Source organism: Hanstruepera marina (assembly GCF_019880635.1).
Taxonomy (GTDB): domain Bacteria; phylum Bacteroidota; class Bacteroidia; order Flavobacteriales; family Flavobacteriaceae; genus Hanstruepera; species Hanstruepera marina.
The window spans coordinates 33,055-57,024 of record NZ_JAINVX010000001.1 but is presented as its reverse complement, the minus strand read 5'-3'; the positions used below and the strand labels follow the sequence as shown (position 1 = coordinate 57,024).

The window sequence follows — 23,970 nt, the reverse complement described above, 5'->3', positions numbered from 1 at the left end:
TGTATAAGTGTGCAAGTAAAAATAACATTAAGAAAGAATAGCGCAACATTTAACATTACCACCACAACAATACCTATACAATTACAATTTACTAGAGATCATAAAATAATACAGAGGCCTTAAGAATGCAAGCTATAATTAAATTATGTGTAATTTATTTGACATCTTGATGTTTTTTGTGTTTGTATGTTTTTTGTATTGGTGATAAATATGGATTTATCACTTTTTGAGTCTTATCTTTACTAAAATCGAATATTATGTATCGAGTTTTTAAATATTTAATAATTAACAAATAAAATTATGAAAAAAATTACATTAGTTTTTCTGTTTTTAACAGGATTTTTATGGGGACAGACTGTTAGAGTTGATGTTTCTGAATTAACAGACGTTCAAACTGTAGATTTACTGGCAAATTTTGGTGGTAGTTTTGCGTTTTTTCCTGCTGTAGACGATGGAAACGGTATTTGGAGTTTTGATTTGAGTACTTCTACTGATCCTCAAAATGAATATTTATGGCGAGTAACGTTTAACGATGCTTCAACATTTCAAGAGACTTTAGCACCTAAAGTTGGAGGACAAGGAATAGATAATGATGTTGCAGTTGGACAGGCTTTCAATACTGATTATGTTAATTTCTGTAATAGAATAGTTGTAATTGGAGATCCAGACCCTCCAACTTTCTATTTTAATTCTTTCAGACAACCAGGTATTAGTTATACAGAGTTAGTACTGACTGCACCTGCTCCAGGAGCTGGTCAAAATTATTATATGCTTTACGATGTTAATGGTTTTAGCGAATTTGGTGGCCCAGGTACCGTAGATAATGGTGATGGAACTTATACAGCTATTGTTAGACCTGACGTTGGTTTTGAATACAAATGGATATTAAACGATGCTGCTGGGACAGCAGGAGCTGATACTAATGAGGACTTATTGTCTTGTACAAATGATGGAGTCACTATAAATACTGATAACGCAACATTTGCAAATAGAATTCATGCAGCAGGAGAAGATAAAATGGACGAATTTGGTGTGTGCCCTGATACAGGTGGTGGCGGAGATCCTGTGCAATCGCCATATTGTGATACTGAAGTATTTCACTTTGGTGGTAATGCTGATTCAGTTATTAATTTAACGATTGAAAATACTGGAGGAAATACTATGACTATAACGGCAACAAACCCAGGAGGATTTGGAGGTTTTCCAAACAATATTCAAATAGCTGGTGTACCGCCGTCAGGCGCTACAATAGGAACAGTAGATTTATCTGTGCCAGAACAAGCTAGTTTAACACTTACATGGGCTGCTCCACCAGCAGGAGATGTTGTTATTGAGTTTTTCCAATGGCAGAAAACTGGTACGGGAGGAGCATTCTGGCAATTAGGGCAGAATAGTCCGAACATTACATTACCATATTTATCGGTTTGTGGTGATCCAGCACAAGATGTTTCTTTAGCTGATTTACAATTAGATGGAGAAACAATTAATGGCTTTTCAGGTTCTACTACAACTTATAATATTAATGTTCCAGAAGGTGATCCAGTTCCTGTAGTTACTTTGGTAACACCAAATAACTCGAATGCTACTGTTGGAACAATAACGCAAGCATCGGGAGTTCCTGGAACGGCTACGTTTGATGTGACTTCTGAAGACACAACTGTTACAGAAACATATACCATAAATTTTGTAGTTCAAGGACCGTTAACCGAGTTAGTAGGTAATGGTAGTTTTGAAACAGGAGATTTTACCGATTGGCAACAATTTGAATCAGCCGCTGGTAATCAAACAGTAGTTGATACAAATCCATCAGAAGGGGTTTTCACGGCTAATATTAATAATACTACATTAGGTTCAAATAGTCTAATAAAAAGTGCTAATAGAGGAATTGGTATTGTTAATCCTGGAGATGAAGTTACCATTAAGTTCGATATGCGTGGTTCTGTTGGACCTGGTGGACTTGTGTTTGCAGAACTTTTTTCAGAATTAACTGGTGGAGGTGTTTCAGATGCTCAAATATTAAGTGGTGGGCCATTGTTTCCAAATGCAGACCCTGAAGTTTGGACAAGTTATGAGTTTACAACTAATGTAGGTCCAGATGTAAGTGGTGGGATAACATTACAATTAGGAGCAGTTACCAGTGCTGATGTAGGATCTTTTGCAAACATATTTTTTGATAACGTGTCTATGGTTAATAATGACCAAACACTAAGTGTTGACACAGTTACATTAAATGATGCAGAAATTAGAGTATATCCTAACCCAACGCAAAACGTGTGGAATGTTAAAACTAACAATCTGGATATTAACTCTATTCAAATTATTGACATCCAAGGCAGACAGGTGTTAGATTTAAACACCAATACTACAAAAGCTACTATTGATGCTTCAGGTTTACCAACTGGATTGTATTTTGCAAGAATTAATACGGCAGCAGGAACAGAAAGTATTAAATTAATAAAGCAGTAATTAACCACTAGAGTATTATTGCATAATATCAAGAGTGCGTTACAGCTGTTAGCGCACTCTTTTATTTTTTATAGCTATGGTAACTTTAAAAAAATTAGCCGAAGAACTTAATGTTTCTGTTTCTACTGTTTCTAAGGCGTTAAATGATAATGATGAAATAAGTATAGAAACCATTGAGAGAGTTAAGGAATTGGCCAGATTATATAATTATAAACCTAATCGTGCTGCTCTTAATTTAAAGAGCAGGAATACGAAAACAATTGGTGTTATAATTCCTGATATTTTAAATCATTTTTTTGCAAAAGTTTTATTTAGTATTGAAAGAGAAGCTACTAAACAGGGTTATAATATAATAACATGTTTATCAAATGAGTCTTATGATAAAGAGATGAAAAGTCTTGAAATATTATCAAATGGAAGTGTTGATGGATTTATTGTTTCAGTCGCTGAAGAAACGCAAGTAAATAATAATTCAGAACATTTTAACACAATTATCAACCAACAAATTCCTTTGGTAATGTTTGATAGGGTTTTAAATGATGTCAATTGTACTCAAGTAATTATCAATGATTATGCTTCAGCTTATGATGCAACCAAGCACTTATTAAAAGAGGGAAGGAGAAAAATAGCTTTGTTAAGTAATATTTCTGATTTAAGCGTAGGAAAATTAAGAACTAGCGGTTATAAAAAAGCGCTACTAGAAAAAAGAGATTATAAGAACGAACCGCTGATTCTTAATTATTTAGCAGATACTGATTGTGAATTTAAAATAGAGTCTTTATTGATCAATCATAATGATATTGATGGTATAATAGCAATAGATAATACATCTGGAGTTATTGCTTTACACAAAGCCTTGAAGCTTAATAAAAAGGTGCCAGAAGAAATGTCAATAATTGGGTTTTCTGATAGTAATGTATTACAATTTACCAATCCTAAACTTTCAACAATTGCTCAACATCCAATAGATATTGGGCTAAATGCTACAAGATTGGTTATAAGTGAAATTGAAAATAAGTTAATTGAAAACAAAAAAATATCAATTAAAACAGAGCTTGTTTTGAAAGGGACAACACTTTAAAGAGTTGTCTTGACTTAAATGTCATGGTTTAGGATTGCTATAAAGTCTTGATTTGATGCGGATGTATTCGAATTTACAGTAGTTTATGATATAATAATGAAAAGATATAAATTACTTATTTTTTTCTTCATTGTCATCCTTACTAAAAAGGTCACTTACTTTTTTACCTAATATAGGTACATCTATTCCTACTACAAATTGCCAACGCGTATATTTTATTTGCGGATTTAAGGTGTTTTCAATTTCAAGACCATCTACATCTAGGGTATAAGGGTTGGCAAAACTGTCTGAACTACTAGTATAGGTTGCACCAACAATTATACTAGACCACGATAACTTCCAGTCTATACCTAAGCTCATGTGAAAAAAATTGGTGCCAATATTTATGTCCTTATTGTCAGTAGATGACAAGTTAAAAACATTGGCGCTACTTCTAAAAGCACTATAATCGGTAGAAAAACCACCATAGGCCTTAAATTGTTCCGATAGATAAAATTCAATACCTGCACCAAAATTGAATACTGCACGACGTTCTTCGTTAAAGTTTACAGGGGTTAAATTTCCATCACCGGTATCAATATCTGGAATGTCCAATCGTTTATATTCACTCAATCCGCTATAATAATCAACGTTAAGATGCAATTTACTTTTTTTGATAGGTATTCCTGCTCCTAATGAAATGCCAAGAGGTTCTCTGCGCTTACCCGAAAGGTCATCAAAATAATTATCTACAAAATTATTATAAGAAGGATCTAGGCCTGCAACAACTTCAGAAAAACTGTAATTGCCATCACTATAAACCTCTATATAAGGTAGGTTAATGTTTAAACCTAGTTCAATATTTTTAAGCACATAACTCGCCCCAATTTTTAAAAATAATCCATACGATTTCTGACGAAAGCTTATAATGTTTTGGTAAAATGCCACTTCGTTACCAGTAGATTCTATGGTATGGCTTAAATCTGATCCGCCATTGTAATTATATATCGAAGCAAAACCCGAAATTCCCAGGCTAAATTTATCATTAAAAGCATAAGCCCAAGTTAAACCAGTCCAATCGTCTTTTATTCTTGAGTTCAAACCAATATTGGCATAATGTTTTTCGGCATTAGGAAATAGTGCTAGTATATTATCATTTAAATAATAGCTACCATAATTTACATTGAAATTAAAATTCGACTTGGTGAGGTAGGAGTAGGCAAACCGTGTGCCCAACAAATTAAAAATACCTCCAGCCATAGTTGAAGCACCATTAAAACGCGAGTTGGTTAATTTTGAATTTTCGTTTAAAACATTTTCTAGTTTTACATCTACCAATTGATAAGCTTTGGCATTTAACGAAAACCCCACATTTTCCGCCTTTGCCAAGAATGATGGGTTGTAGTATGTTAGTCCTAAATCGGATACACTACCTGTAACATTTCCTGTTAATAATATCGAACGATTACCAAAATTATTGAACTTGTAATTCCCTTGTTGCGCATAACCAAAATATGACGCATATACTATGACCAAAAAAAGACGTTTTTTGAAGTTCATAAATTATTACGAATAACTATATAAACTTACGGTAAAAAAAAGAGTCGTCAAAAAGTTAAATAACATTAAAAGCAACAAGAAGTCAAATCCAAAATCATTTAACTTTTTTTGAATTGAAATTTATTTCTAATGTTTTTAATACCTTGAAATTAGAGTCCGTTATGATGATGCGAGGTCCCAAGTGTTGATTGTCATAGCCTGTTTCCATAATATAATATCTATCCTTGTGATAATATACACCGTTAGGAGTCCAATTTTTTTGAGAGGTGTACCTTATTAGGCTAGAACCATTGTTTGAAATTTCTTTTATAGTTCTACTGGCAGATTCTGTAATAAGTGGATAGTTGTTTTTTGAGAAGGCTATACCATAAAATAGTTGAAATCGTTTTTCTTTAAATATGGGGTGTTTTGGGTTTTGTTCTATCAGGTTGTTGGCTAGTTCAACCAATCCTTGGCTCTTGTTCCATTTAAAAAGCGTGCCTTGTTTGTAATTGGCATCAGAAATGTAGAGGTTACCAGATACATCTGAAGCTAATGTACAAATACGCTCGAATTTTCTGTCAAATAATGGTTTTGCAGAACCATTAAGTGGCTTTATATGTATTTGCTTGTTCATGGCAAAATACACGTTTTTTAATTTTTTTGACATTGAAAATACTTGACCATGGTACTCGTCCCAATCATCAGTAAACAATAGTGTGTCTAATTTTTTTAATTGGGTATCGTATTTGAATAAATAGTTATGGCCTTCGCCTTCAATTTCACCTGATCGCCATTTGGCTATTCCCGCAATAATTTCATTGGGACTATGCAGATAAATGTGATGTGCATGAAAATTGGTAAAAACCGCTTCCAATTCATTGGTTGAAGGGTCTAGTTTCCAGAGGGTGCCATCTCCGTTGTGCATAACATCCGCAAAATAAATGCAACCGTTTTCATCAACGACAATTCCCCAAGAAGGGTGAGATTGTAATTGCCAAGTGGTTGCAAAGACAAAAAATAAAACGATTAATACTTTATAGACCTTCATGCAATCAAATTACATATAAAAACCGTTTTAAACTATTTTTTAACAGCTGTTAACGTATTGAATTACTCTGTTTTACGCTTATCAATAACCTTAATAGGTTTTCTGCTCATGGCAGGAAACTGTAGTTTTTGAATGGTTTTTTTATCGTGAAATTCAATTTTAGGTGTCACCCGAAGTTTAGCTCTAAAATGATCTTTTATTTGTTGAAGTAATTTTGTTGACTGTTCTTTTGAAGCGATTTTTAAGCAAATTTCATCGGTCCCAATGTCGTTGGTAGATATTTCAATAATATAACTTTCCACTTGGTTAAAATCATTTAGAATATTATCCATTGCAGGTGGATATAATGTGGTGCCTTTATATTTTATCATCTGTTTTCTTCTACCTACAACAGGTCCTAAACGCATGGTGTTTCTGCCACATGAACAAGGGCTTGTATGTGCCATAACCATATCTCCTGTCTTAAAACGCAATAGTGGCATGCCTTCAACACCTAATGTAGTTATGGTTAACTCGCCAACCGTATTGGGTTTAACAGGATTATCGTTTTCATCTAAAATTTCAGCAATAATGAGCTCTGGATGATGGTGACCACCTTGCTGTGCTTCACACTCGTTAAATGCCGTATTCATTTCGGTTGATGCGTAAGTGGAAAACAGTTCAATGTCCCAATCATAGGTGATTTTTTTGGCCAAGGCATTTAATGAAAAATCCTGATTGCGTAAAGGTTCACCAATGCAGATGGCACCTTTTACACCCGATTGATTGATATCAATATCATGCTGTCTGGCATACTCAATGAGTTTTAATAAAAAGGAAGGAACAGCTATTAAGTAGGTTGGCTTAAATTTCAGAATGGAATCCCATTGCAATTCTGGAATTCCAGCACCAACACGAATAATACCAGCTCCTAATTTTCTAGCGCCTAAAAAGTAGGCTAGTCCAGCCATAAAACGCCTGTCTATTGTGGTCATGAGTTGCATAACATCTTGATTGGTTACACCCGAACAGGCAAAGGAAATGGCTTCGTTGTACGCTAGTCGATTTAGATCTTTGTCGGTAAGGGCAAAAATCACAGGATCTCCTAAAGTTCCAGAAGTGGAAACATAATCAATTATTTTGGTTTTTGATACACATAAAAAATCATCGTTATTAACTTGTAATTGATCTTTTGTTGTGGTTGGGATTTTGGTTAAATCTTCTAAAGTATTGATACTGGTTATATCAATATTATGGGTTTTAAACACTTGCTGATAGAACTTGGAATTAGTGTTTAAATACACTAATAGGGTTTTTAGTTCTTTTTCTTGAAAGGCTTTAATCTCTGAAGCTGATGCTTTTTCTATTTCAGGAATCATTAGTTCAATTTCCTTTTAATTTTCTTTAGGTACAAATCTACTTGTTCTTGTTCAGGAACGGTTGTAATTTCTTTGGTTTTTGCAATTTTAAAAGCATTACGTGCTGCAGTGTAATACTTTTTTTCGTAATGGTATTTTCCAACTAAATAATAGGCTTCCCAATACTCTGGATTACTGTTTTGAAGCTCTTGAAGCGTTAAAGGTAACAAATGCATATTATTATTGATAGCATCAATTACCTCACGTCTTAAAATGCGATAAGCTTCGTAATCTTTATAAGCTTTTGTAAATTGAAAAGGGTCTTTTTCAATGGTCAAATTGTTATTGTGTAGAGACTTGGCTTTGCTGTTTTCTGGTGCTTTGCTAAAAATGGTATTTAAGTTGTAAGCCACAAATTCCCCAAGCTGATAGGGGTTGGCCGAAACCCACACCATACGTTCATGAGGCTTAAATACAATACCATGATGCGCCAATAACTGATTTAAGGCTTTCTCATTACCATAACCAATGGCTTTATTGTGCAACCCCTCTTTATTTCGTAAAATATCTACTGCAACTTTTGGCGTAACTTTAGGTGATTCGCTTAAAAGTTCTTCCATACGCTCGTAACGATATTGCGAATGGCTTTCGGCTTTATGCTTTAGGTTTTTTTTATCATTGGAATAAGCATCACTTTGGAAATGATTGGAGCAGATAAGTTGGTTAGAGTTTTCAACTTCGTAAATCCCAAAATTTTTGGGCGACACTTCAATAGTAATGGCACGATTATCTTTTGCACTGCCTATAAAAATAGATTCAGAAACAAATACCTGACGTTTTTTGGCTATGGCAATGGCCTCATCAATATTGGAAGCATATTGTAATATTTCACGCGTAAGAATGGAAATAGGTGTTTTAGCTACCCAAGGAATACTAGACTTTCCTGCATTTATGGTTACTGTCAATCCTTGGTCGTTCATACCAGAAACCACACCCATCATTCCAGCCCAGGTAACCGACATAAACTTATAACCTTCTGTGGGTTTTATAAAAGCTATTATTTTATCTTCTGCGAAATCGTCGCCTGCATAAAAGTCAAAATTTCTTCCAATAATTAAGTAGCCATCTTCGGTTTTGTTTCCCCAAGCTGCAAATGACGAACAACCAACTAGCATAAGGTCTTGCAAGGCATGGCCAATATCATGAGCGCTGTGGAAATACAGAATGCGCAAATAGTTGTCGGCAACATAATCGTATTTATCACCAGCATATTGCGATACGCCTAAAATTTCAGATTTATACTCTTCGGGAATATGTAAATACATTTTACGGTTGTACCAAGCCAATAATTTTCTGAGTAATTTTTGTTTGTTTTCCGAAGGTACCAGTTCATTTACTTTTCCTAAAAAAGCATCTTCTTGCTTAAGAAAGAGTTCTTGAGTTAAGCTGCCTGTTTGCAAACCTATTTGATAAGGATCTCCAGAGACATATAGCTCCCATTGTCCATATTGGTTTTTTGACAAATATCCGTTTTTGGTAGTATAGGACGAATCTGTAATTTTTTGGCGCTCTGGGGTATTTTGGTTGTAAGGACTTACATCAGGAGTGTCAAGAAGAGAGGGTTTAACACCACACGATGTTAAAACAAGAACTAAAATTCCTAAAATATATGTCTTACTTATTTGCATCAAGAATTTTGTTTAATAAATATTCTTGTCCTAAAATTTCTGAACAGGTAACTACACCACTTATGGTTACACCTAAAATACCATGCATATTTAAACTTTGTCCAGTAAAAAGCAAGTTAGGAATTTTTGTTTGAGGAGGAATAAACGACTGCATAGATTTATTGACGTCTTTAACATAGCCATACATAGAACCATTGTTTGTAGCAATATAATCGCGATAGGATAGCGGTGATGAGGTATAATAGCTTTCTATACATCCCCGAATGTTAGGGAACTTTTTTTCTAGTTCTTGAATGATTTTTTCTGCTTTTTCTTGTTTAAATTCTTCATACGACTGACCACGGTCATTTTTATTGGCAGTGGTATTAAATGTATTTGCCCAAGGCTTTACTTCATCATACCGCATATAGGTCATAACGGTTAAATTATCGGCATATTCGTTTTGATTCTTTTTAACTCCCATAGAAAGCATATAGCTTTCTGGCCAACTATTTTGGGTATAGTGCTGTGCGTTCCAAACCGCATCTTTAGTTTTAAAGTGATAATAGTTTTTGTTCAAATATTTAAAACAATCTGGTTTTAATACGAGATATAAACTAAAACAAGCAACAGTACTTTCTATGCGATCTATTCTATTGGTATAGGATTTTCTAAAATGTTCTTTACCTACTAAATCCAATGTAACTTTGGGTTCAATATTAGATATAAATATATCACCTTGAATACGATTTCCATTTTGACATATAGCCGATTTTATCTTGTTGTCTTGGCATTCTAAATTAATAACATCATGGTATTTAAAAACTTCACCACCATGTTCCTTAAGTCGTTTTATGAGTAATTTTGTAATCTGGCTGCCGCCATTAATACATCTATAGGCACTTTGGATATACGAATTTACCGAAAGTGAATGCACATAAAAAGGTGTTCTATAACCATCTCCAGCGTATAGGAAATTAGTTCCTGCTAGGACAGCTTTAAGGCGTTCGTTAGAAGTTATGGATTCTAAAAAAGACTTTACTTGAAGCCTAAAAACGCCATCGGCATATGGAATGCCTGACTGTAAACGATATAATGGAAACTTGTCACAGGTTTTCTGCATTTCTTCACAGTAAGTATGTATCGCTTCAGCTTCATCTGGAAAGTCTTGGATCAGTTGAGCTCTAAAATTTTTATAACCTTGGGCATAAGGGTATTCCTTTTTGTCATCGTCAAAAGATATAATATCAAACCCGTCTTCATCCATTTTTTTTAGTGATAGGTCATCCATTATACCCAAATATTTAAAATATTGATATAAATTTTGACCAGGGCTCAAACTGCCAATGTAATGAACACCAGTATCAAAAATAGACTTGTCTCTAGAAAACGTTTGAAGATTACCACCAAACTGTTGATTCTTTTCCAAAACACAAACAGTATAGCCTTCTTTTGCAAGTATTACTGCAGAAACGAGTCCGCCTAATCCACTGCCTACTATAACAATATCGTATTTAGATTTTGGTTTCAAGTGTTATCCGATTTAATAAGATAGGTTATATGTGTACTTTTTTGTGCCACTTTGTAGTGGTTAGAAACAAAATCTGCTTTTAAAACCTGGCCTGATTTTAAGAGTATTATTTTAGAATATGTTTTGTCATAAATTGCTTCTAGATGATTACTAGATGTTAAATTCAAGTCGATTATTAATATATCTGAAATAGTATTTAACGATTCTTCTATGGTATCTGTAACCGTAATTTTATAATGGTTATTGGTAATATAACTACTTTTTACAAGTTTTCTGTTGTCATCATTTTCAATCCATGTAGTTATTTGTCTACTAGGACTATCTAAAGCCAATAGAAAATCCAATTGACCATGGTCGTCAGATAAATGCGTGATGCTGTCCTTTTCCCCAATAGAATCCATAACCGTTTTATATACCGTTTTATTGGTATTTAAATCTTGTTTAACGCTTTTGTATAAATGGTGGCCTTTATATCGGTATTCCTCTAAAACAACTTTGTGAAAGTACGTATCACCTTCATGCTCTTGTCTAAAAGCTTTGAATTGTGTTTTAAATACCTGGCTGATATACTTGGTTTTATCTCGGGTTGTTGGTCCTAATTTAGGATTGTCAATAGCGATTCTATCGAGAATTTTAACTGATAAAGCCCCAGATTTTATAACAAAATTACCTTTAGGTAGAATTTCGGAATTACCGTGAATTATTACAGGAACGATATCCAAATTAAATTGTTCGGCTAAAAAGAAAGCACCTTTGTGGAACCGTTTCATTTTATTGGTGTAAGATCGTGTGCCTTCAGGAAATGCCATTAAACTGTATCCTTGTTCTACCTTTTTTTGTAAGTGATCGACACCTTTTTCAATGCCACTTGAAACAGGGTAAAACCCAGCAAGTTTTACGGCTTTACCAAAGAAAGGGGAGTTATAAACCCAATCATTAACCAAGAAAATTATTTTTGGATGCAACATACCAATGGCCAAAATGTCTAAAAACGAGGTATGGTTAGCTATAATTACTGCTTGTTTTTCAAAGGTTTCATTATGCGGATTTAGAACGCGTGTTTTAAAGAATGGATAGGAGTCTAAAACCGATTTCATAAAACGGGACATAATTTTGTGAAACCATTTCATCTTAATTTTCATACTCAATGGAATAATTTTAATACAAACAATTCCTAAAAGTGATAATATTAAGCCTCCTAAACCGTAATAGGTAAATGAAATAGATGAATGTATAAACATTAAAATAGGCGAGGGCCTATTGGATTTACTTCCAATAAAGAATTTGAATATTACAGGTTGAATAATAAAGGACAAACAAACAGCCGATAATATTCCAATTATAGAAACTAACGAAATACTATACAAAGCTGGATGTTTGGCAAATATTAAAACCCCAACTCCTAATATGGTAGTGATTACCGATAATACTATTGATGTTTTATGGGTAGGTAATACACGTTCGCCTGTTTTTAATTCATGTAGTAAGCCGTTGGTAATAAATATGCTGTAATCTATTCCTAAACCAAAAATGAAAGTAGAAATAATGATGTTAAAGATGTTAAATTGAACTTGTAATATACCCATTAAGCCAATAGTAACAAGCCAAGTTAAGGCAATGGGTAAACTCGTAACTAATGTTAATGAAACACTGCGGTAAAACAATAATAAGAGTATTAAAACAACAATTAAAGAATAGGTTACCAATCGGTTAAAATCGGTTTTTAGCCCACCTAAAAAGGTTTCGTTCATTTGCTTTCTGTCTATAGCCAATGTTTGAGGGTAGCCTTTGAAATGATACAATAAATTCTCTACTTGATTGTCTTTTACCTTAGCCAATGATGTAATTGTTGTGAAATCTGGTTGGGTGCTAATATAATCATCAATTGAAATGGTATTAATGGTACTGTATTCATTTAAATTTAATGGCTTAAAATCCGTGCTTAAAAGATTGTAAAAACTTTGGTGGGTATTGGGTTTAAAACCGAGAGTTTCACCACTTTCAATAAGTTGCAGTTTTGTTTTCTCAATAGTAGCATCTGTCCAGAAATCCTCCCAAGCCCTAATAGCGTTTTTTTGCTTTTTATCAGATTGGATTAAGGCACCAATTGAGCTATAGTCTATAATTTCATCATTCTGTTTCAGATTTTGTAATTTAGAATATATGCTATCATTTGCAGTCATAGCTTCTTGAATGCTATTGCCATAAGCCACTAAATAAATAGACTTTGAACTTATATTTGTTAGTGCATCTAGCCTGTTTTGAGCGTCAAGCAGTTCTTGGGGTTCATAGTTTAATTGTGAAATATCATTGTTAAATTGCGTTTTGTTATAAGTAAAAGCACTTATTGTTAACACCATTACAACACCTAGAATAAACCATTTGTTTTTATGAAAAGGATAATAGGCGATTTTATCCAACAGTGTTTGCTTGCCAGAACCATCCACTTTTGTTCTGTAAACAAGCGGAATGAAAATCAAAGAAAATACGGATGCACCTAATACGCTTATAGCAGCAAAAATACCTAAATCCTGTAAAGCCTGTGATTTTAAGAATAACAAGCATAAAAATGCCATAGCAGTTGTTAAACTGCTCATTAGAATAGGTTTTGTGATTTCTTGATATAAGATTTTTGGGTTGTTATTACTTCTAATATGGGTTAGAATATGTAAGGCGTAATCTAACGTAATACCTAGTAATACAGAACCTATCCCTAATGAAATAGCTGATATTTTTGTGCGAATTACAAAAAGTAACGCTACAGCCAATAAAGCACCAAAAGCTGTTGGAGTAAACAGTATTAACGGAATACTTAATTTTTTGTAGAATACTATCAGGATGAGTAACAAGATACTCATGGCAATACCAACCGTAATCTGGATATCACGCTTAATCTGCTTGGCATTGGCCACAGCTATTAAAACACCACCAAAATATTCACTAGATACTTTACCATTAAAGCTTGAGTTTAAATCACTATTTAACTCATAAAGCTGATCGGCAAAAACAGCATTTTCAGCAGTTTCACTTGATTTGTGTTTAGGTGTAATAAATAGTAGAATATGATTTTTGTCCTTGCTTAAGAGATAGCCGTTTTCTAAAATAAAGGCATCTCCAAAACTTAATTGTTGAAGTTTCTTTAAAGCTATAAAAGATAACCCTAAAGGATCTTTTAAAATGGTTTCTTTGGCTATTATTCCTGAAGGAGATATTAATGCTTTGTAATTGGCTCTGGTTATAACTTCAAGACTGTCTTTATTGAGTTTTTTTTGAATGGTGGCATAATCTGAAGCATCTAAAAACAGCGGTAAATTTTCATAAACAAAGTTAAGAACCTCAGAAACTGATTCTTCAGGGATTTGACCTTGAATTTGGGTATAATAGTTACGGGATTTTTGATTTAAACTATCAATAAACTGTGAGGCGTATGCTGTTAAGTCTTCAACTGAAGCATGAGGCTCACGACTGATATTAACGATTATTTTATCGGCAAAATTTGCGGTTTTAAGAACTTTTTGGGCATCGGCATTTTGTTCTGAAGTTGGTATAAGTTTCGTGATATCTTCTTCAAACTCTATTCTTGAAGCTAAAAATATTAAACCTAAAAGGATTGCTATAAAACCTAAAAGACTCACTAAGGTGTTAGATTTTATGAGTTGATATGTTCTATAGAATAATTCAGCCATTTACTGCAGCTTGTTTTTTGTTCTGTAAATATTCAAGAATAAGATAACTTATTCCGCCAAATAAAACAGCTCCAATTATTGCAAGGGCAAAACTGCCTACTATATAGAGTTTTAAATTTTTTAATCCTTCAAAATTATCAAGTGCTTCAGAAATGGAATAGGTAACCGGTTCATTGAAAATAAGCTCGCCAAGTTTTAAGCTTGCAATGACAATAAAAGGGATAAAAGGAGGAAAACTGACATTCGAGAATGCAAACGATATGGTTTTGTTAAGCTTTAAAAAAACAGCTAAAGTAATGGCCAAAAAAGTGTGAAAACCCCATAATGGAGAAAATCCAATAAACGTACCAAGTGCAATAGACATGGCCTTTTTTCTGGGCGAGTCGTTACTGCCCAAAACATCTTCTTTAAAGAAACGTTTAAAGCCTTTTTTTTTAAAATTTCTAAAAAAATGTCTCGGCTTATAATACAACAAAGCCAAAATTACCAGCCAAGTATTCAATATGCTAATTCGGGTAAAATCTTTAAAAGGTCTGAAATGCGATACGCGTTCAGATTCGTCATATAATACTTGAATGGGAATATTTATTACAGGAATATCTCGCCAAGCTGATTTAACAATAACCTCAATTTCAAATTCGAATTTGGTAGTAAAAAAAGTCATGTTTTTTATAACTCTTAAAGGGTACAACCGAAATCCAGATTGTGTATCTTGGAGTTTAATTCCCGTTTCAAAATTGAACCAAAAATTAGAGAATTTGTTACCAAAACTACTTTTGCCAGGAACGCCTTCTTGATCCATATTTCTGGCGCCAATAATTAATATGTCGTTAGCATTATGCTCTTCTAGCGTTTTTATAAAGGCTGGAATATCACTAGCAAAGTGTTGGCCGTCCGAATCTATTGTAAGTGCAAAATGGTAATGTAACTTTATGGCGTGTTTAAAACCTTCTCGAAGCGCTATACCTTTTCCTCTGTTTTTTTGAAAATGGATTTGCTCAATACCTTCATATTCTTTTAGAATTGTTGAGGTAGAATCTGTTGAGCCATCATTAACTATAATAATGTTGTTGGTGTATTCAAGAACACTATCAATAACGCGTTTTAAAGTGCGTTCGTTATTATATGTTGGAATAATAATACAAACGTTTAAGTCTGTAATTTTTTGTCTTACAAGTTCAGTATTCAACTAAAAGCGCCTTATGTTGTTATAGGTTCGAAAATACTGATTTTCTGCTTAATTAAAGGGATTGTGAAAATAAAAACGTCTAAAATTTTTGGCCTGGTTTTTTACTTTTTTGTTTTAGAAGGTAGTTGTAATGTTTTAAAGCGTTAACAATAGATTCTGCATTGTCATGACCTTTTACACTCATAACCAATTTAAGTCGCTCCCATTTGTCCTTTTTTTTATTGGCCAAATACGGCACATGTAAATTAATAAAAGCTAATTCTTTATCTCTGTTATCTGGTCTTTTAAAGGAATAAACACTTTTAAAATCGTATAAGTTAGAACTCAATTCCTTTGTTTGATTTTTGTTCATGATGGTTAATCGTAAATAATCACCTTCAAACTTTGCTACATACTTGTTCTTTAGATAGCCATTGTCATCATAACAGTATTTGCCAATGTATTCAACTAAAAAAGCTTGGGTTTCTTCATATGAGATGTCACTTTTGTCTTCTGTAGGTTTTGCATCAAAAGTTTCAACTGTACCATTTTCAAAAATAATTTTTGAAACTTCAGTTTTTTTTATGTGATAAGAAGGGCCGGTTAAATTATCAGGTTTTTTATATGAAATGGTTTCTATGTGAATTTCTTCAACTTTAGCAGGAATTTCTTCATTATTTGAGGTTACAATGGTGTCTTGTGCGAATACTGAAATATTAAGAAGTAGAATGAGTAGGATGGTTAGTTGTTTCATGTTTAGTTATTGATTTTTAATTAGCTGTTTTTCTTCTGTTGAAAAAATACTGGATTGTAATATGTAATCGCGAATATGTTCTTTTAGATTTTTGGACTTAATATATTGAAACTGTTTAAGAATAAATTGTTTGTCTTCATCTATGGCGTCCTTATATTTTAATAATTTTGGCGTATTTTCCTGTATGCCTAGACGTACAAAACGTGGCTCAATATTATTGGGGTCAGTTTTTATGGCATATTCTATGTAGCTAATACCATTGATAAACCCTTCTTTTTTTTCTTTAATAGTTTTAGCATATTTAGCTTGCAAAGCTATTGAAGCCCCTTTGTAAGCTACTAAAGCGCCTTTGTCTTCTTTTGTAATTTCAGACAACATGTTGTAAAAGCCCTCAACTTTAGTTTTGTCGTTGGCAGCCGCCTTATAAGCCTCACGCACTTCTGTTAAGGATATATTATAAGATATAAAGGAATAAGCTATTAGTATTAAAAAAAAGTGTTTCATAACATTTTTAAATGACCTTGTAATTTGTTGTCAATTTTAATGCCATAGTGTCTCCAAAAGTGGTACTATTTTTAACCCGATAACCAGAATCTGTTTCACTTATATCTAAATTTAAGTGTAAATCTGGTGTTTTTTCTGGGTTAATAATGGCCATAAATTTTACATTACTAGCCGATTCCATAAATAATTTTTTGTTTAGGACTTGCTCTGATAATTCCTTGATGATTTGCATCATGCAAACACCTGGTGTTACAGGATTTCCAGGAAAATGCCCTTTAAAAACCACATGGTTTTTGTTAATGGTTATGCTAGCATTAGCCTGACCATTCTCATAATTTAAGCTATTTACAATGTAAAAATTCTTTAATAACATTACCATCCAAATTTATAATAGACATTAAATTGAAAAACAGAATTTAACTTATTGCTTCCATTGTAATAGTCGTTGTTGTTGTCATCAAAGTAATAATCATAATAACCGTCACGGACATCAATTAGTCCTTGCTTATAGCGTGCTTCTATACCAAGCCCTATAGGGAATTCGTAACCCAGTCCACCAAACAGTGCAAAGTCTACAGGTGTAAGATCGTCATAATACAAATTGTCAGACACATTAACTTCAATACTAGGACCAATTATAAAATGCAATCCTATTTTTGGTACAAAATAGAATTTGTTAGTTACCGCCATTCCAATGTAATGAACACTTACATCATCATTATTGTTATTTTGATAAATAGGATCGTTATAGGGCTCAATGTTAGGAAAATCTTGCGACCAACCTTGATTTGAGTAAGTGAATTCAGGTTGTAATTCATAAAATCCACCTAATCTTAAGTTCACAAAAATAGCGCCGTTAACACCTATTTTTCTAGATGAGTTGTTTAAATCGGTAACTGTTGATAAGTTTAACCCGGTTCTAATTCCTGGACGAACTTTTACTTGAGAGAACGATGCAGCTGTTATCATAACTACTGCAAAAGATAAAATGAATTTTTTCATTGCGAAATTGATTTAAGGGTGATGTTGAGTTTTATGTTTTTGTGTTCAATTATTATGTTGTTTGCAAAACTATTATTTATTTCTGAATACGTAAACACGACTTTTTCTTTTGTTTTATTTGTTCTAATAATTTTATAGAGTTCATTTTCTTTATAAAGGTAGTAATGTTTGTTGTTCACCATGCTTTTAAACACTAAATCGTCTTGTTTAGTAAATACTTGACTAACCTTAAAGTTTTCGTGTGTAAGTGTTTGAAAATCTGATTTTAAAATGTTAATCAGCATTTTTTTATTTAATTCATCAAGAATATAATTAATCTTAAAATCTGATTCAGTAAAAGAGAAATCAAACAGTTTATTCCCCATTTCTGTAGTAAAGGCCACACGGTGGGAATTGGTGCTTGTTTTTTTTACAATAAATAATCCACTGAAATTATGATCATAAACCATTATGTTGGCTTTATAAACATAATCTTTGGCTGTGTCAGAAAAATAGGAGTTTTTTACGGTTTGTGCAGTATGAACAATTGGAGATAAACCTTGTTTTTTGGGATACGATGCACAGCTTGTACAACAAACGAACAAACTAATTATTAAATACCGCATTATCAATTGGCTTATTTAGAACCTTTTTGCTGAAAACAATTTTAGTATAATCGCCTGATGCTTCAATCATTTTTACTTCTTCTACATCGCCATCTTGATTATATGAAATATGAAAATCACTTATATATTTGGCAAATTTCTTATCTCTGGGTTTGAAATGCACAATAAATTGATTGTCATTTTTAAAATATGAAATGTCAAATTCAGAGTCATCAAACATATCACCTTTTACACTTTTTATTATAAGATTGTTTAATTGCTTAAATAGTTTGCTCGAACCAATGTTAACCTCACTTTTATTGCCTTCATCGTTAATATACAGTGTTTCGTTTTTAAAAATCACGGAATAGCTATAAGGATTGGTATATTCCCATTTAACCAAATCTGGAGCTTTAAATGAAAGGTTACCGTGGGTAATGATATCGTTGGTTAAAAAGTCTAAATGCTTGTATTGGGTAAAATCGCTTAATATGGTTTTTGTTGTTAAGGCTTTATCCTTAACACGTTTTATTAGCATTCTGGATTCAGAATTGTTTAATGGGGTTTGAGCCATTACTGTTGTACTGACTAGAATTAAAATAAAGCATAACCTACGCATAAGCTTTAATGTTAAAAAGTTCATTAATTGTAACTGCGTTTAAATTTTTATGCTGTAAAAATAACAATAACTGTTCCAAAACCTCTACTGTTTTCAAACTGGTATCGTGTAACAGAATAACATCACCCTGTTTTAAGTTTTTAGTAATCCGATTTAGTATTTGCTGTTTGCTAATAGAGGTAGTATCGAATGATCTCTTATTCCAACCAATAGAATATAATGCTAGTGTTTTAACAGCCTTTTTAATTCTTGGATTGGTTACTCCAAAAGCAGGGCGATAAAGTTGTAACGATAGCCCTGTTAAGTCATTAACAATTTTATGGGTCTGTTGTAGTTCAGTAATTACTTTTTTAGTACTAAAAAAACCAAACATATTATTGTGGGAATACGTATGGTTTCCAACGGTATGCCCTTCGTTTAGAATTTGTTTAAAAACATTAGGGTACGCTTTTACATGTTTTCCGATACAGAAAAACGTAGCTTTTGCATTATACTGTTTTAATATGGCTAAAACTTGGGGTGTAAATTCTGGGTGAGGACCATCGTCAAAAGTAATAGCGATATGGTTTTCTTGAATTTCGGGATTATTGATTAAGCTTTCGACGTGATAATTCAAACCTATAATTGCAGAACCCAATGCGGTAATTGAAAACCAAATTAAAAACAGCAGACCAAACCACCAAGGTGATATGGAGTAAAACAAAAATAATACTAGTAAACCTATAAAGACAACAATTGTTATTATGTTTATTGATTTAAAATTTAGCATTTACGAAGTAAAGTGAAACTATGATTTTCTCCACAAAACTGGTTGTATAAAAGTATGTTTTTAAATTGAGATGTGTTTTTATCATTAAGTTTTACCACTTTTGGAAGCGACTGCGCTTTTAAAATGTTAGCAGCCAACCAAAACCCAAAGGATGAAGCTGTATGAAATTCACCACTTAAATGTTTGTAATAAGCTTGCTGTGTTTCTTTAAAAATGCCTGAAGTTAATGTGTTGTAAAAATCATCAAATCTAACATCTCCATTATTACCAAGTATAACTAAATCAACATCATTAACACTTAAATTATGGTCTTTTAGAAAGCTTTCTGCTGTATTAGAAACAGATTCTATTGGTAGGGTGTTAAAAATATCGACACCTACAATTTCGGCATAACTAGATGCTTGTTGTTGGTTTGAAAACACAAAGAAATTAGCACCTTCACTAAAAACAACGCCTTTAGTATTAGATAGTAGTAACTCACTACTATTAACAGGTTCTGTTTTTATTTGGCCTACTAATTTTAATAGTTTTACAGTATGCTCGCCAATTTCATCTACACCGCCAACTAAAATATTTTGGGCTTCGTTTTGTTCGAGCTGTAATTTAGCATCTATTAAACAAGATTCAAATGAATTGCTACCATGCACATAGGTAAAGTTATACCCTTTACATTGTAATTCCAAAGCTATTTGGCCACCAACCGTATTGTGAGTCGACTGAATAAACGGCGTAGGCGTTAAATATTGCTCGTCATTATCTAAAATATTACTTAAAAACTTTTCAGAATCACGTAAGCAACCCATACCTGTTCCAGTTATTATGGCATCAACTTGCTCTAAACTTGCATCCTGCAGTGCCATTTTTGATGCTACAATGCCCATTTTTATACCCTTGGCCATACGCCTGGCAGCAGCGGGAGGAATGTAATCTTTATAATTAGGATCTTGGGCAGGTATTACGGTATCATTATATTCAACTATTTCTTCAAGAAAATTATTGCTTTCATACGTTTTTTGAACAGAAATTGACCCAACACTATTTATATATACACTTTTCATCAAGCTTCTTTTGAAAATATGACAGTTGAACAATTTCCTCCAAATCCAAATGAATTAGACATTACGGTCTGTAAGGGTTTTTCTTTAAATGTAAGTTGAGGTGTTATTGAAAATTCCTGCATTTGGGTTTTGAAATTCAAATTGGGGAATATAACATTATTTTGAAGTGCTAAAACAGAATATACTGCTTCAACAGCTCCAGCAGCAGCCAGCGTATGTCCCGTGTAAGCTTTAGTAGAGCTGAAATCTGGAACATTCTCTCCAAACACACGAATTATAGCACGTCCTTCAGATAAATCATTATTACCAGTTGCAGTACCATGTGCGTTAATATAGTCTATATCTTTAGATGAAAAATTGGCAACTTGTAATGCTTTTTCCATAGCTAAAGTGGCGCCATCACCATTGTCGGAAGATGCTGTTTGGTGGAACGCATCATTGGCGTTGCCGTAACCTTTTACATAGGCTAGTACCTTTTTGTTTTCAGAATTAACAACGGCATCAGATTCTAAAACCAGAAATGCCGCAGCTTCACCTAAATTCAATCCTTTTCTATTATCGTCAAAAGGAGTGTTGTAGGTGTCTGATAATATCATTAACGTTTTAAAACCGTTTATGGTAAATTTTGACAAACAGTCTGAACCACCAACGACAACTCGGTCTAACTGACCTGATTTAATAAGTCTTGCGCCTAACATTATGGCATTGGCAGCAGATGAACAAGCCGTACTTATTGTAGTAACTAAACTTTGCTCAATACCTAGTTGCTCAGCTATTTTTTGAGAAGAATCTCCAGCGTTGTGTCCTGCAATATATTTTCTATGCGTTGCATCATCCAGATACTCATAATAATACTTTTCAGTCATATCCATACCACCAACACTAGTAGCCGAAACCAAACCGGTTTTGTATTTGTTGATATCAGATATATTGGCATCGTTAATAGCTTCTTTAGCAGCAATGGCGCCAAGAAATGCTGTTCTAGAATAATTGTTGTCTGGAGTAAGTCCTAAAAGAGTTTCTAGTTCTTGGTTGGTATAGGCTATTTCACCAACCATAATATCATTTTGGTGCGTAGTTTTTATTTTTGAAATTCTTGAAATTCCTTTAGTTTCTGAAATAAGAGCCTGATAATTTTCAGCGACATTGTTGCCAATGGCAGAAATTATACCCATTCCAGTTATTGCGACTCCTCTACTCATAAAATTCCCTGCACCTGTAGATATAGCTTATTTAGATCTGTGTTCAGTAATATAAGCTGCCATTGTGTTTATTGACTCAAAAATGGTACGCCCTTCTTTAGGATCTGTTAACTTAATACCATAGTTTTTATCAAGCATTACAATAAGCTCCAATGCATCAATTGAGTCTAAACCTAAACCATCACCAAAAAGCATGTCATCATCAGCAATATCAGCTGGTGTCATATCTTCAAGGTTTAATTGCTCTATGATGTTTTCTTTTAATTCTTGTTTTAAAGCGTCCATATTATCTGTTATATAGTGTTATTATGTTTTGTTTGTCGTGAATTGTACCTCCTCCTGATCTAGACACTAAATATAAAAAAGCTTCATAATTAGTATCATCAAAATCAACCCAACCGCTTAATACAGCTTCCGATTTATTTAAATCTAACAAACTATTTGAATAGTTAAATAAATGGTCTGCATTAAAGCTGTCAAAGATAAAAAAACTATTTTCAGAAAACAGTTTATATTTAATACTAATCTCACCTAAGCATATATTAGGTAAAGTATATACAAATACCGCAGGACTAGGATAATAGTCTTGTTTGTCTTGTATGGAAGTTTGATGTTTACGGTCTGTATCTAAACTAGCTGCCTTATTTGAAAAAACCAGCGCAATATTATTGTCAGTATCCGTATTGAGGTTTTCATTTTTTAATATAATATCTGCCGCCATAAATGCTAACTTACTTAAGTTATCCATTTTAAAAAACTTGGCATATTTGGTGTTTTCTGCTCGATAAAGGTTCTTTATAAACTCTGAAAAGGTTTCAGAATTATCATGATAAACGATATTTCCGTTTAGCCTAACAGTATTGTTTTTAATATGACAATATGAAGATATGTAATAGTTGTTTTTCAATCTTACTTTTTCTTACATGCTAAAATAGTGTGATATTCACCAACCTGAATATCTTCTGTGATTGCCAAGCCTGCTTTCTCAATAAGTCTTATCAATACTTTTGAAGGATACATTTTACTGTTTCCATTGGCCATAACGGTAAAATATAATGAAGTTGCTTCTAGAACAAATTTTGCATTATCAAATCTCTGTCTATCAGTAAACGTTTCCATAATCAATACTTCACCATCGTCATTTACGGCATCGGCACAAGCTTTTAGAATGGTTAAGATTTCATCTTCAGAGAAACAATCTAAAAACTGACTCATCCAAATAGCATCTGCGCCTTTTGGTAATTGTGGATTTTCAGATAACCAATCTATTTCATGATGTGTTACACGATTTCCAAAACCAGCAGCTTCAACATTTGCACGTGCTATTCTTAATTGGCCAGGCAGGTCCACCATTTTTATGGTAACCGAGTCATTATATTTACTGCCGCTTATGGCGAACTTCCCGGTGTTTGCTCCGACGTCATATATAGTTTTAGGGTTATTTCTAAACACAAATTCTAAAGCTTCCTGAAACACATCATCTGAATAATGATGATCAAATTCAAACCAAGCTTTTTGAACATCTTTAGGAAGTACGGAAAGACCCTCATAAATAGTATTCCAGTTACCAAGTTCCTTTAAACCCGAAGGCTTACCGGTTTTAATTGCATCGGTTAAATGGAAAAGCCCTTTATAGCATACATCCTGGGTAAAGTTAATATTAACATCAACCGTTCTGTCAAAAGCTAAAAAGTAACCCGTTGTGGTTAATTCAAAATTACCAGAATCATCTTGGTCAACTATTCTATAACTTTCGGCTATTTCTAATAAAACACCAATACCATAAACACTTAATTCTAATTCTTCAGCTAATTTTTCAATAGAAATCCCTCCTTTTTTTCTAAACTGAAAAATTAAATTAAAAATACCTAGTTTACGCAGGGCTACAACGGCTTGAAATACGAATGGAGCAAAGGCAATTCTCTCGGCTTCTTCAACGGCATCAATGGCCCTAATTGGTTTTTTTGTCATTG

Annotated in this window: 21 protein-coding genes; 2 read left to right on the top strand and 19 right to left on the bottom strand. The window is 33.1% G+C overall.

The features are described from left to right. The first annotated feature begins 300 nt into the window (after positions 1–300). Complete coding sequence (locus K7G76_RS00275) at positions 301–2,466, top strand: T9SS type A sorting domain-containing protein (protein WP_223032207.1); 2,166 nt, start codon at positions 301–303, stop codon at positions 2,464–2,466. 76 nt (positions 2,467–2,542) lie between these two features. Beyond that, positions 2,543–3,547 carry a LacI family DNA-binding transcriptional regulator gene (locus K7G76_RS00270; RefSeq protein ID WP_223032206.1) on the top strand — a complete coding sequence of 335 codons (1,005 nt, stop codon included), beginning with the start codon at positions 2,543–2,545 and terminating at the stop codon, positions 3,545–3,547. A 111-nt stretch (positions 3,548–3,658) separates the two neighbouring features. On the opposite strand, the gene K7G76_RS00265 is transcribed toward K7G76_RS00270, so the two are convergent. The 19 genes from K7G76_RS00265 to K7G76_RS00175 all read right to left on the bottom strand — a co-directional run bounded on the left by K7G76_RS00265 (position 3,659) and on the right by K7G76_RS00175 (position 23,968). Then, positions 3,659–5,062 carry a hypothetical protein gene (locus tag K7G76_RS00265; RefSeq protein ID WP_223032205.1) on the bottom strand — a complete coding sequence of 468 codons (1,404 nt, stop codon included), beginning with the start codon at positions 5,060–5,062 and terminating at the stop codon, positions 3,659–3,661. 118 nt (positions 5,063–5,180) lie between these two features. Further along, positions 5,181–6,116: a hypothetical protein gene (locus K7G76_RS00260; RefSeq protein ID WP_223032204.1), complete on the bottom strand. Its 936-nt coding sequence runs from the start codon at positions 6,114–6,116 to the stop codon at positions 5,181–5,183. Positions 6,117–6,178: 62 nt separating this feature from the next. Continuing rightward, entirely contained in the window at positions 6,179–7,474 is a 1,296-nt protein-coding gene (locus tag K7G76_RS00255; protein WP_223032203.1) for a phenylacetate--CoA ligase family protein, read from the bottom strand. Further along, on the bottom strand, positions 7,474–9,141 hold the full coding sequence (locus tag K7G76_RS00250) for a C45 family autoproteolytic acyltransferase/hydolase (protein WP_223032202.1): 1,668 nt from the start codon (positions 9,139–9,141) through the stop codon (positions 7,474–7,476). Before K7G76_RS00250 ends, K7G76_RS00255 begins: the two co-directional genes overlap by 1 nt. Continuing rightward, entirely contained in the window at positions 9,128–10,651 is a 1,524-nt protein-coding gene (locus K7G76_RS00245) for a phytoene desaturase family protein (protein ID WP_223032201.1), read from the bottom strand. Before K7G76_RS00245 ends, K7G76_RS00250 begins: the two co-directional genes overlap by 14 nt. Then, positions 10,648–14,337 (bottom strand): 1-acyl-sn-glycerol-3-phosphate acyltransferase, encoded by a 3,690-nt coding sequence (locus K7G76_RS00240; protein WP_223032200.1) that lies wholly within the window; start codon positions 14,335–14,337, stop codon positions 10,648–10,650. The genes K7G76_RS00245 and K7G76_RS00240 overlap by 4 nt, the downstream gene beginning before the upstream one ends. Further along, positions 14,330–15,526, bottom strand: a complete 1,197-nt coding sequence (locus K7G76_RS00235) for a DUF2062 domain-containing protein (RefSeq protein ID WP_223032199.1) — start codon at positions 15,524–15,526, stop codon at positions 14,330–14,332. Before K7G76_RS00235 ends, K7G76_RS00240 begins: the two co-directional genes overlap by 8 nt. Positions 15,527–15,605: 79 nt before the next feature. After that, positions 15,606–16,259, bottom strand: a complete 654-nt coding sequence (locus tag K7G76_RS00230) for a hypothetical protein (RefSeq protein WP_223032198.1) — start codon at positions 16,257–16,259, stop codon at positions 15,606–15,608. A 6-nt stretch (positions 16,260–16,265) separates the two neighbouring features. Beyond that, positions 16,266–16,763: a hypothetical protein gene (locus K7G76_RS00225; RefSeq protein ID WP_223032197.1), complete on the bottom strand. Its 498-nt coding sequence runs from the start codon at positions 16,761–16,763 to the stop codon at positions 16,266–16,268. Between the two features lie 7 nt (positions 16,764–16,770). Continuing rightward, positions 16,771–17,136, bottom strand: coding sequence for a 3-hydroxyacyl-ACP dehydratase (locus K7G76_RS00220; RefSeq protein ID WP_223032196.1), 366 nt, complete (start codon positions 17,134–17,136; stop codon positions 16,771–16,773). Beyond that, positions 17,136–17,765 carry a porin family protein gene (locus tag K7G76_RS00215; protein ID WP_223032195.1) on the bottom strand — a complete coding sequence of 210 codons (630 nt, stop codon included), beginning with the start codon at positions 17,763–17,765 and terminating at the stop codon, positions 17,136–17,138. The genes K7G76_RS00220 and K7G76_RS00215 overlap by 1 nt, the downstream gene beginning before the upstream one ends. Then, complete coding sequence (locus K7G76_RS00210) at positions 17,762–18,370, bottom strand: hypothetical protein (protein WP_223032194.1); 609 nt, start codon at positions 18,368–18,370, stop codon at positions 17,762–17,764. Before K7G76_RS00210 ends, K7G76_RS00215 begins: the two co-directional genes overlap by 4 nt. After that, positions 18,351–18,968, bottom strand: coding sequence for a LolA family protein (locus tag K7G76_RS00205; protein ID WP_223032193.1), 618 nt, complete (start codon positions 18,966–18,968; stop codon positions 18,351–18,353). The genes K7G76_RS00210 and K7G76_RS00205 overlap by 20 nt, the downstream gene beginning before the upstream one ends. Beyond that, on the bottom strand, positions 18,961–19,737 hold the full coding sequence (locus K7G76_RS00200; protein WP_223032192.1) for a polysaccharide deacetylase family protein: 777 nt from the start codon (positions 19,735–19,737) through the stop codon (positions 18,961–18,963). The genes K7G76_RS00205 and K7G76_RS00200 overlap by 8 nt, the downstream gene beginning before the upstream one ends. Continuing rightward, the gene (locus tag K7G76_RS00195) at positions 19,731–20,795 is read right to left on the bottom strand and encodes a beta-ketoacyl synthase N-terminal-like domain-containing protein (RefSeq protein ID WP_223032191.1); all 1,065 of its coding nucleotides are present in this window, start codon (positions 20,793–20,795) and stop codon (positions 19,731–19,733) included. Before K7G76_RS00195 ends, K7G76_RS00200 begins: the two co-directional genes overlap by 7 nt. Further along, positions 20,795–21,997, bottom strand: coding sequence for a beta-ketoacyl-[acyl-carrier-protein] synthase family protein (locus K7G76_RS00190; protein ID WP_223032190.1), 1,203 nt, complete (start codon positions 21,995–21,997; stop codon positions 20,795–20,797). Before K7G76_RS00190 ends, K7G76_RS00195 begins: the two co-directional genes overlap by 1 nt. Before the next feature lie 27 nt (positions 21,998–22,024). Continuing rightward, the gene (locus K7G76_RS00185) at positions 22,025–22,282 is read right to left on the bottom strand and encodes a phosphopantetheine-binding protein (RefSeq protein WP_223032189.1); all 258 of its coding nucleotides are present in this window, start codon (positions 22,280–22,282) and stop codon (positions 22,025–22,027) included. A 1-nt stretch (position 22,283) separates the two neighbouring features. Next, positions 22,284–22,904, bottom strand: coding sequence for a 3-oxoacyl-ACP synthase (locus K7G76_RS00180; protein ID WP_223032188.1), 621 nt, complete (start codon positions 22,902–22,904; stop codon positions 22,284–22,286). 2 nt (positions 22,905–22,906) lie between these two features. Beyond that, complete coding sequence (locus K7G76_RS00175; protein WP_223032187.1) at positions 22,907–23,968, bottom strand: methyltransferase; 1,062 nt, start codon at positions 23,966–23,968, stop codon at positions 22,907–22,909. Between the last annotated feature and the right edge of the window lie 2 nt (positions 23,969–23,970).

What these genes read in the sequence shown, in the direction of transcription:
- K7G76_RS00185 (WP_223032189.1), bottom strand. Translation starts at nt 22,282, where the DNA reads ATGGACGCTTTAAAACAAGAATTAAAAGAAAACATCATAGAGCAATTA.
- K7G76_RS00230 (WP_223032198.1), bottom strand. Translation starts at nt 16,259, where the DNA reads ATGAAACAACTAACCATCCTACTCATTCTACTTCTTAATATTTCAGTA.
- K7G76_RS00205 (WP_223032193.1), bottom strand. Translation starts at nt 18,968, where the DNA reads ATGCGTAGGTTATGCTTTATTTTAATTCTAGTCAGTACAACAGTAATG.
- K7G76_RS00220 (WP_223032196.1), bottom strand. Translation starts at nt 17,136, where the DNA reads ATGTTATTAAAGAATTTTTACATTGTAAATAGCTTAAATTATGAGAAT.
- K7G76_RS00255 (WP_223032203.1), bottom strand. Translation starts at nt 7,474, where the DNA reads ATGATTCCTGAAATAGAAAAAGCATCAGCTTCAGAGATTAAAGCCTTT.
- K7G76_RS00250 (WP_223032202.1), bottom strand. Translation starts at nt 9,141, where the DNA reads ATGCAAATAAGTAAGACATATATTTTAGGAATTTTAGTTCTTGTTTTA.
- K7G76_RS00270 (WP_223032206.1), top strand. Translation starts at nt 2,543, where the DNA reads ATGGTAACTTTAAAAAAATTAGCCGAAGAACTTAATGTTTCTGTTTCT.
- K7G76_RS00190 (WP_223032190.1), bottom strand. Translation starts at nt 21,997, where the DNA reads ATGAGTAGAGGAGTCGCAATAACTGGAATGGGTATAATTTCTGCCATT.
- K7G76_RS00225 (WP_223032197.1), bottom strand. Translation starts at nt 16,763, where the DNA reads ATGAAACACTTTTTTTTAATACTAATAGCTTATTCCTTTATATCTTAT.
- K7G76_RS00175 (WP_223032187.1), bottom strand. Translation starts at nt 23,968, where the DNA reads ATGACAAAAAAACCAATTAGGGCCATTGATGCCGTTGAAGAAGCCGAG.
- K7G76_RS00260 (WP_223032204.1), bottom strand. Translation starts at nt 6,116, where the DNA reads ATGAAGGTCTATAAAGTATTAATCGTTTTATTTTTTGTCTTTGCAACC.
- K7G76_RS00275 (WP_223032207.1), top strand. Translation starts at nt 301, where the DNA reads ATGAAAAAAATTACATTAGTTTTTCTGTTTTTAACAGGATTTTTATGG.
- K7G76_RS00215 (WP_223032195.1), bottom strand. Translation starts at nt 17,765, where the DNA reads ATGAAAAAATTCATTTTATCTTTTGCAGTAGTTATGATAACAGCTGCA.
- K7G76_RS00195 (WP_223032191.1), bottom strand. Translation starts at nt 20,795, where the DNA reads ATGAAAAGTGTATATATAAATAGTGTTGGGTCAATTTCTGTTCAAAAA.
- K7G76_RS00200 (WP_223032192.1), bottom strand. Translation starts at nt 19,737, where the DNA reads ATGCTAAATTTTAAATCAATAAACATAATAACAATTGTTGTCTTTATA.
- K7G76_RS00240 (WP_223032200.1), bottom strand. Translation starts at nt 14,337, where the DNA reads ATGGCTGAATTATTCTATAGAACATATCAACTCATAAAATCTAACACC.
- K7G76_RS00210 (WP_223032194.1), bottom strand. Translation starts at nt 18,370, where the DNA reads ATGCGGTATTTAATAATTAGTTTGTTCGTTTGTTGTACAAGCTGTGCA.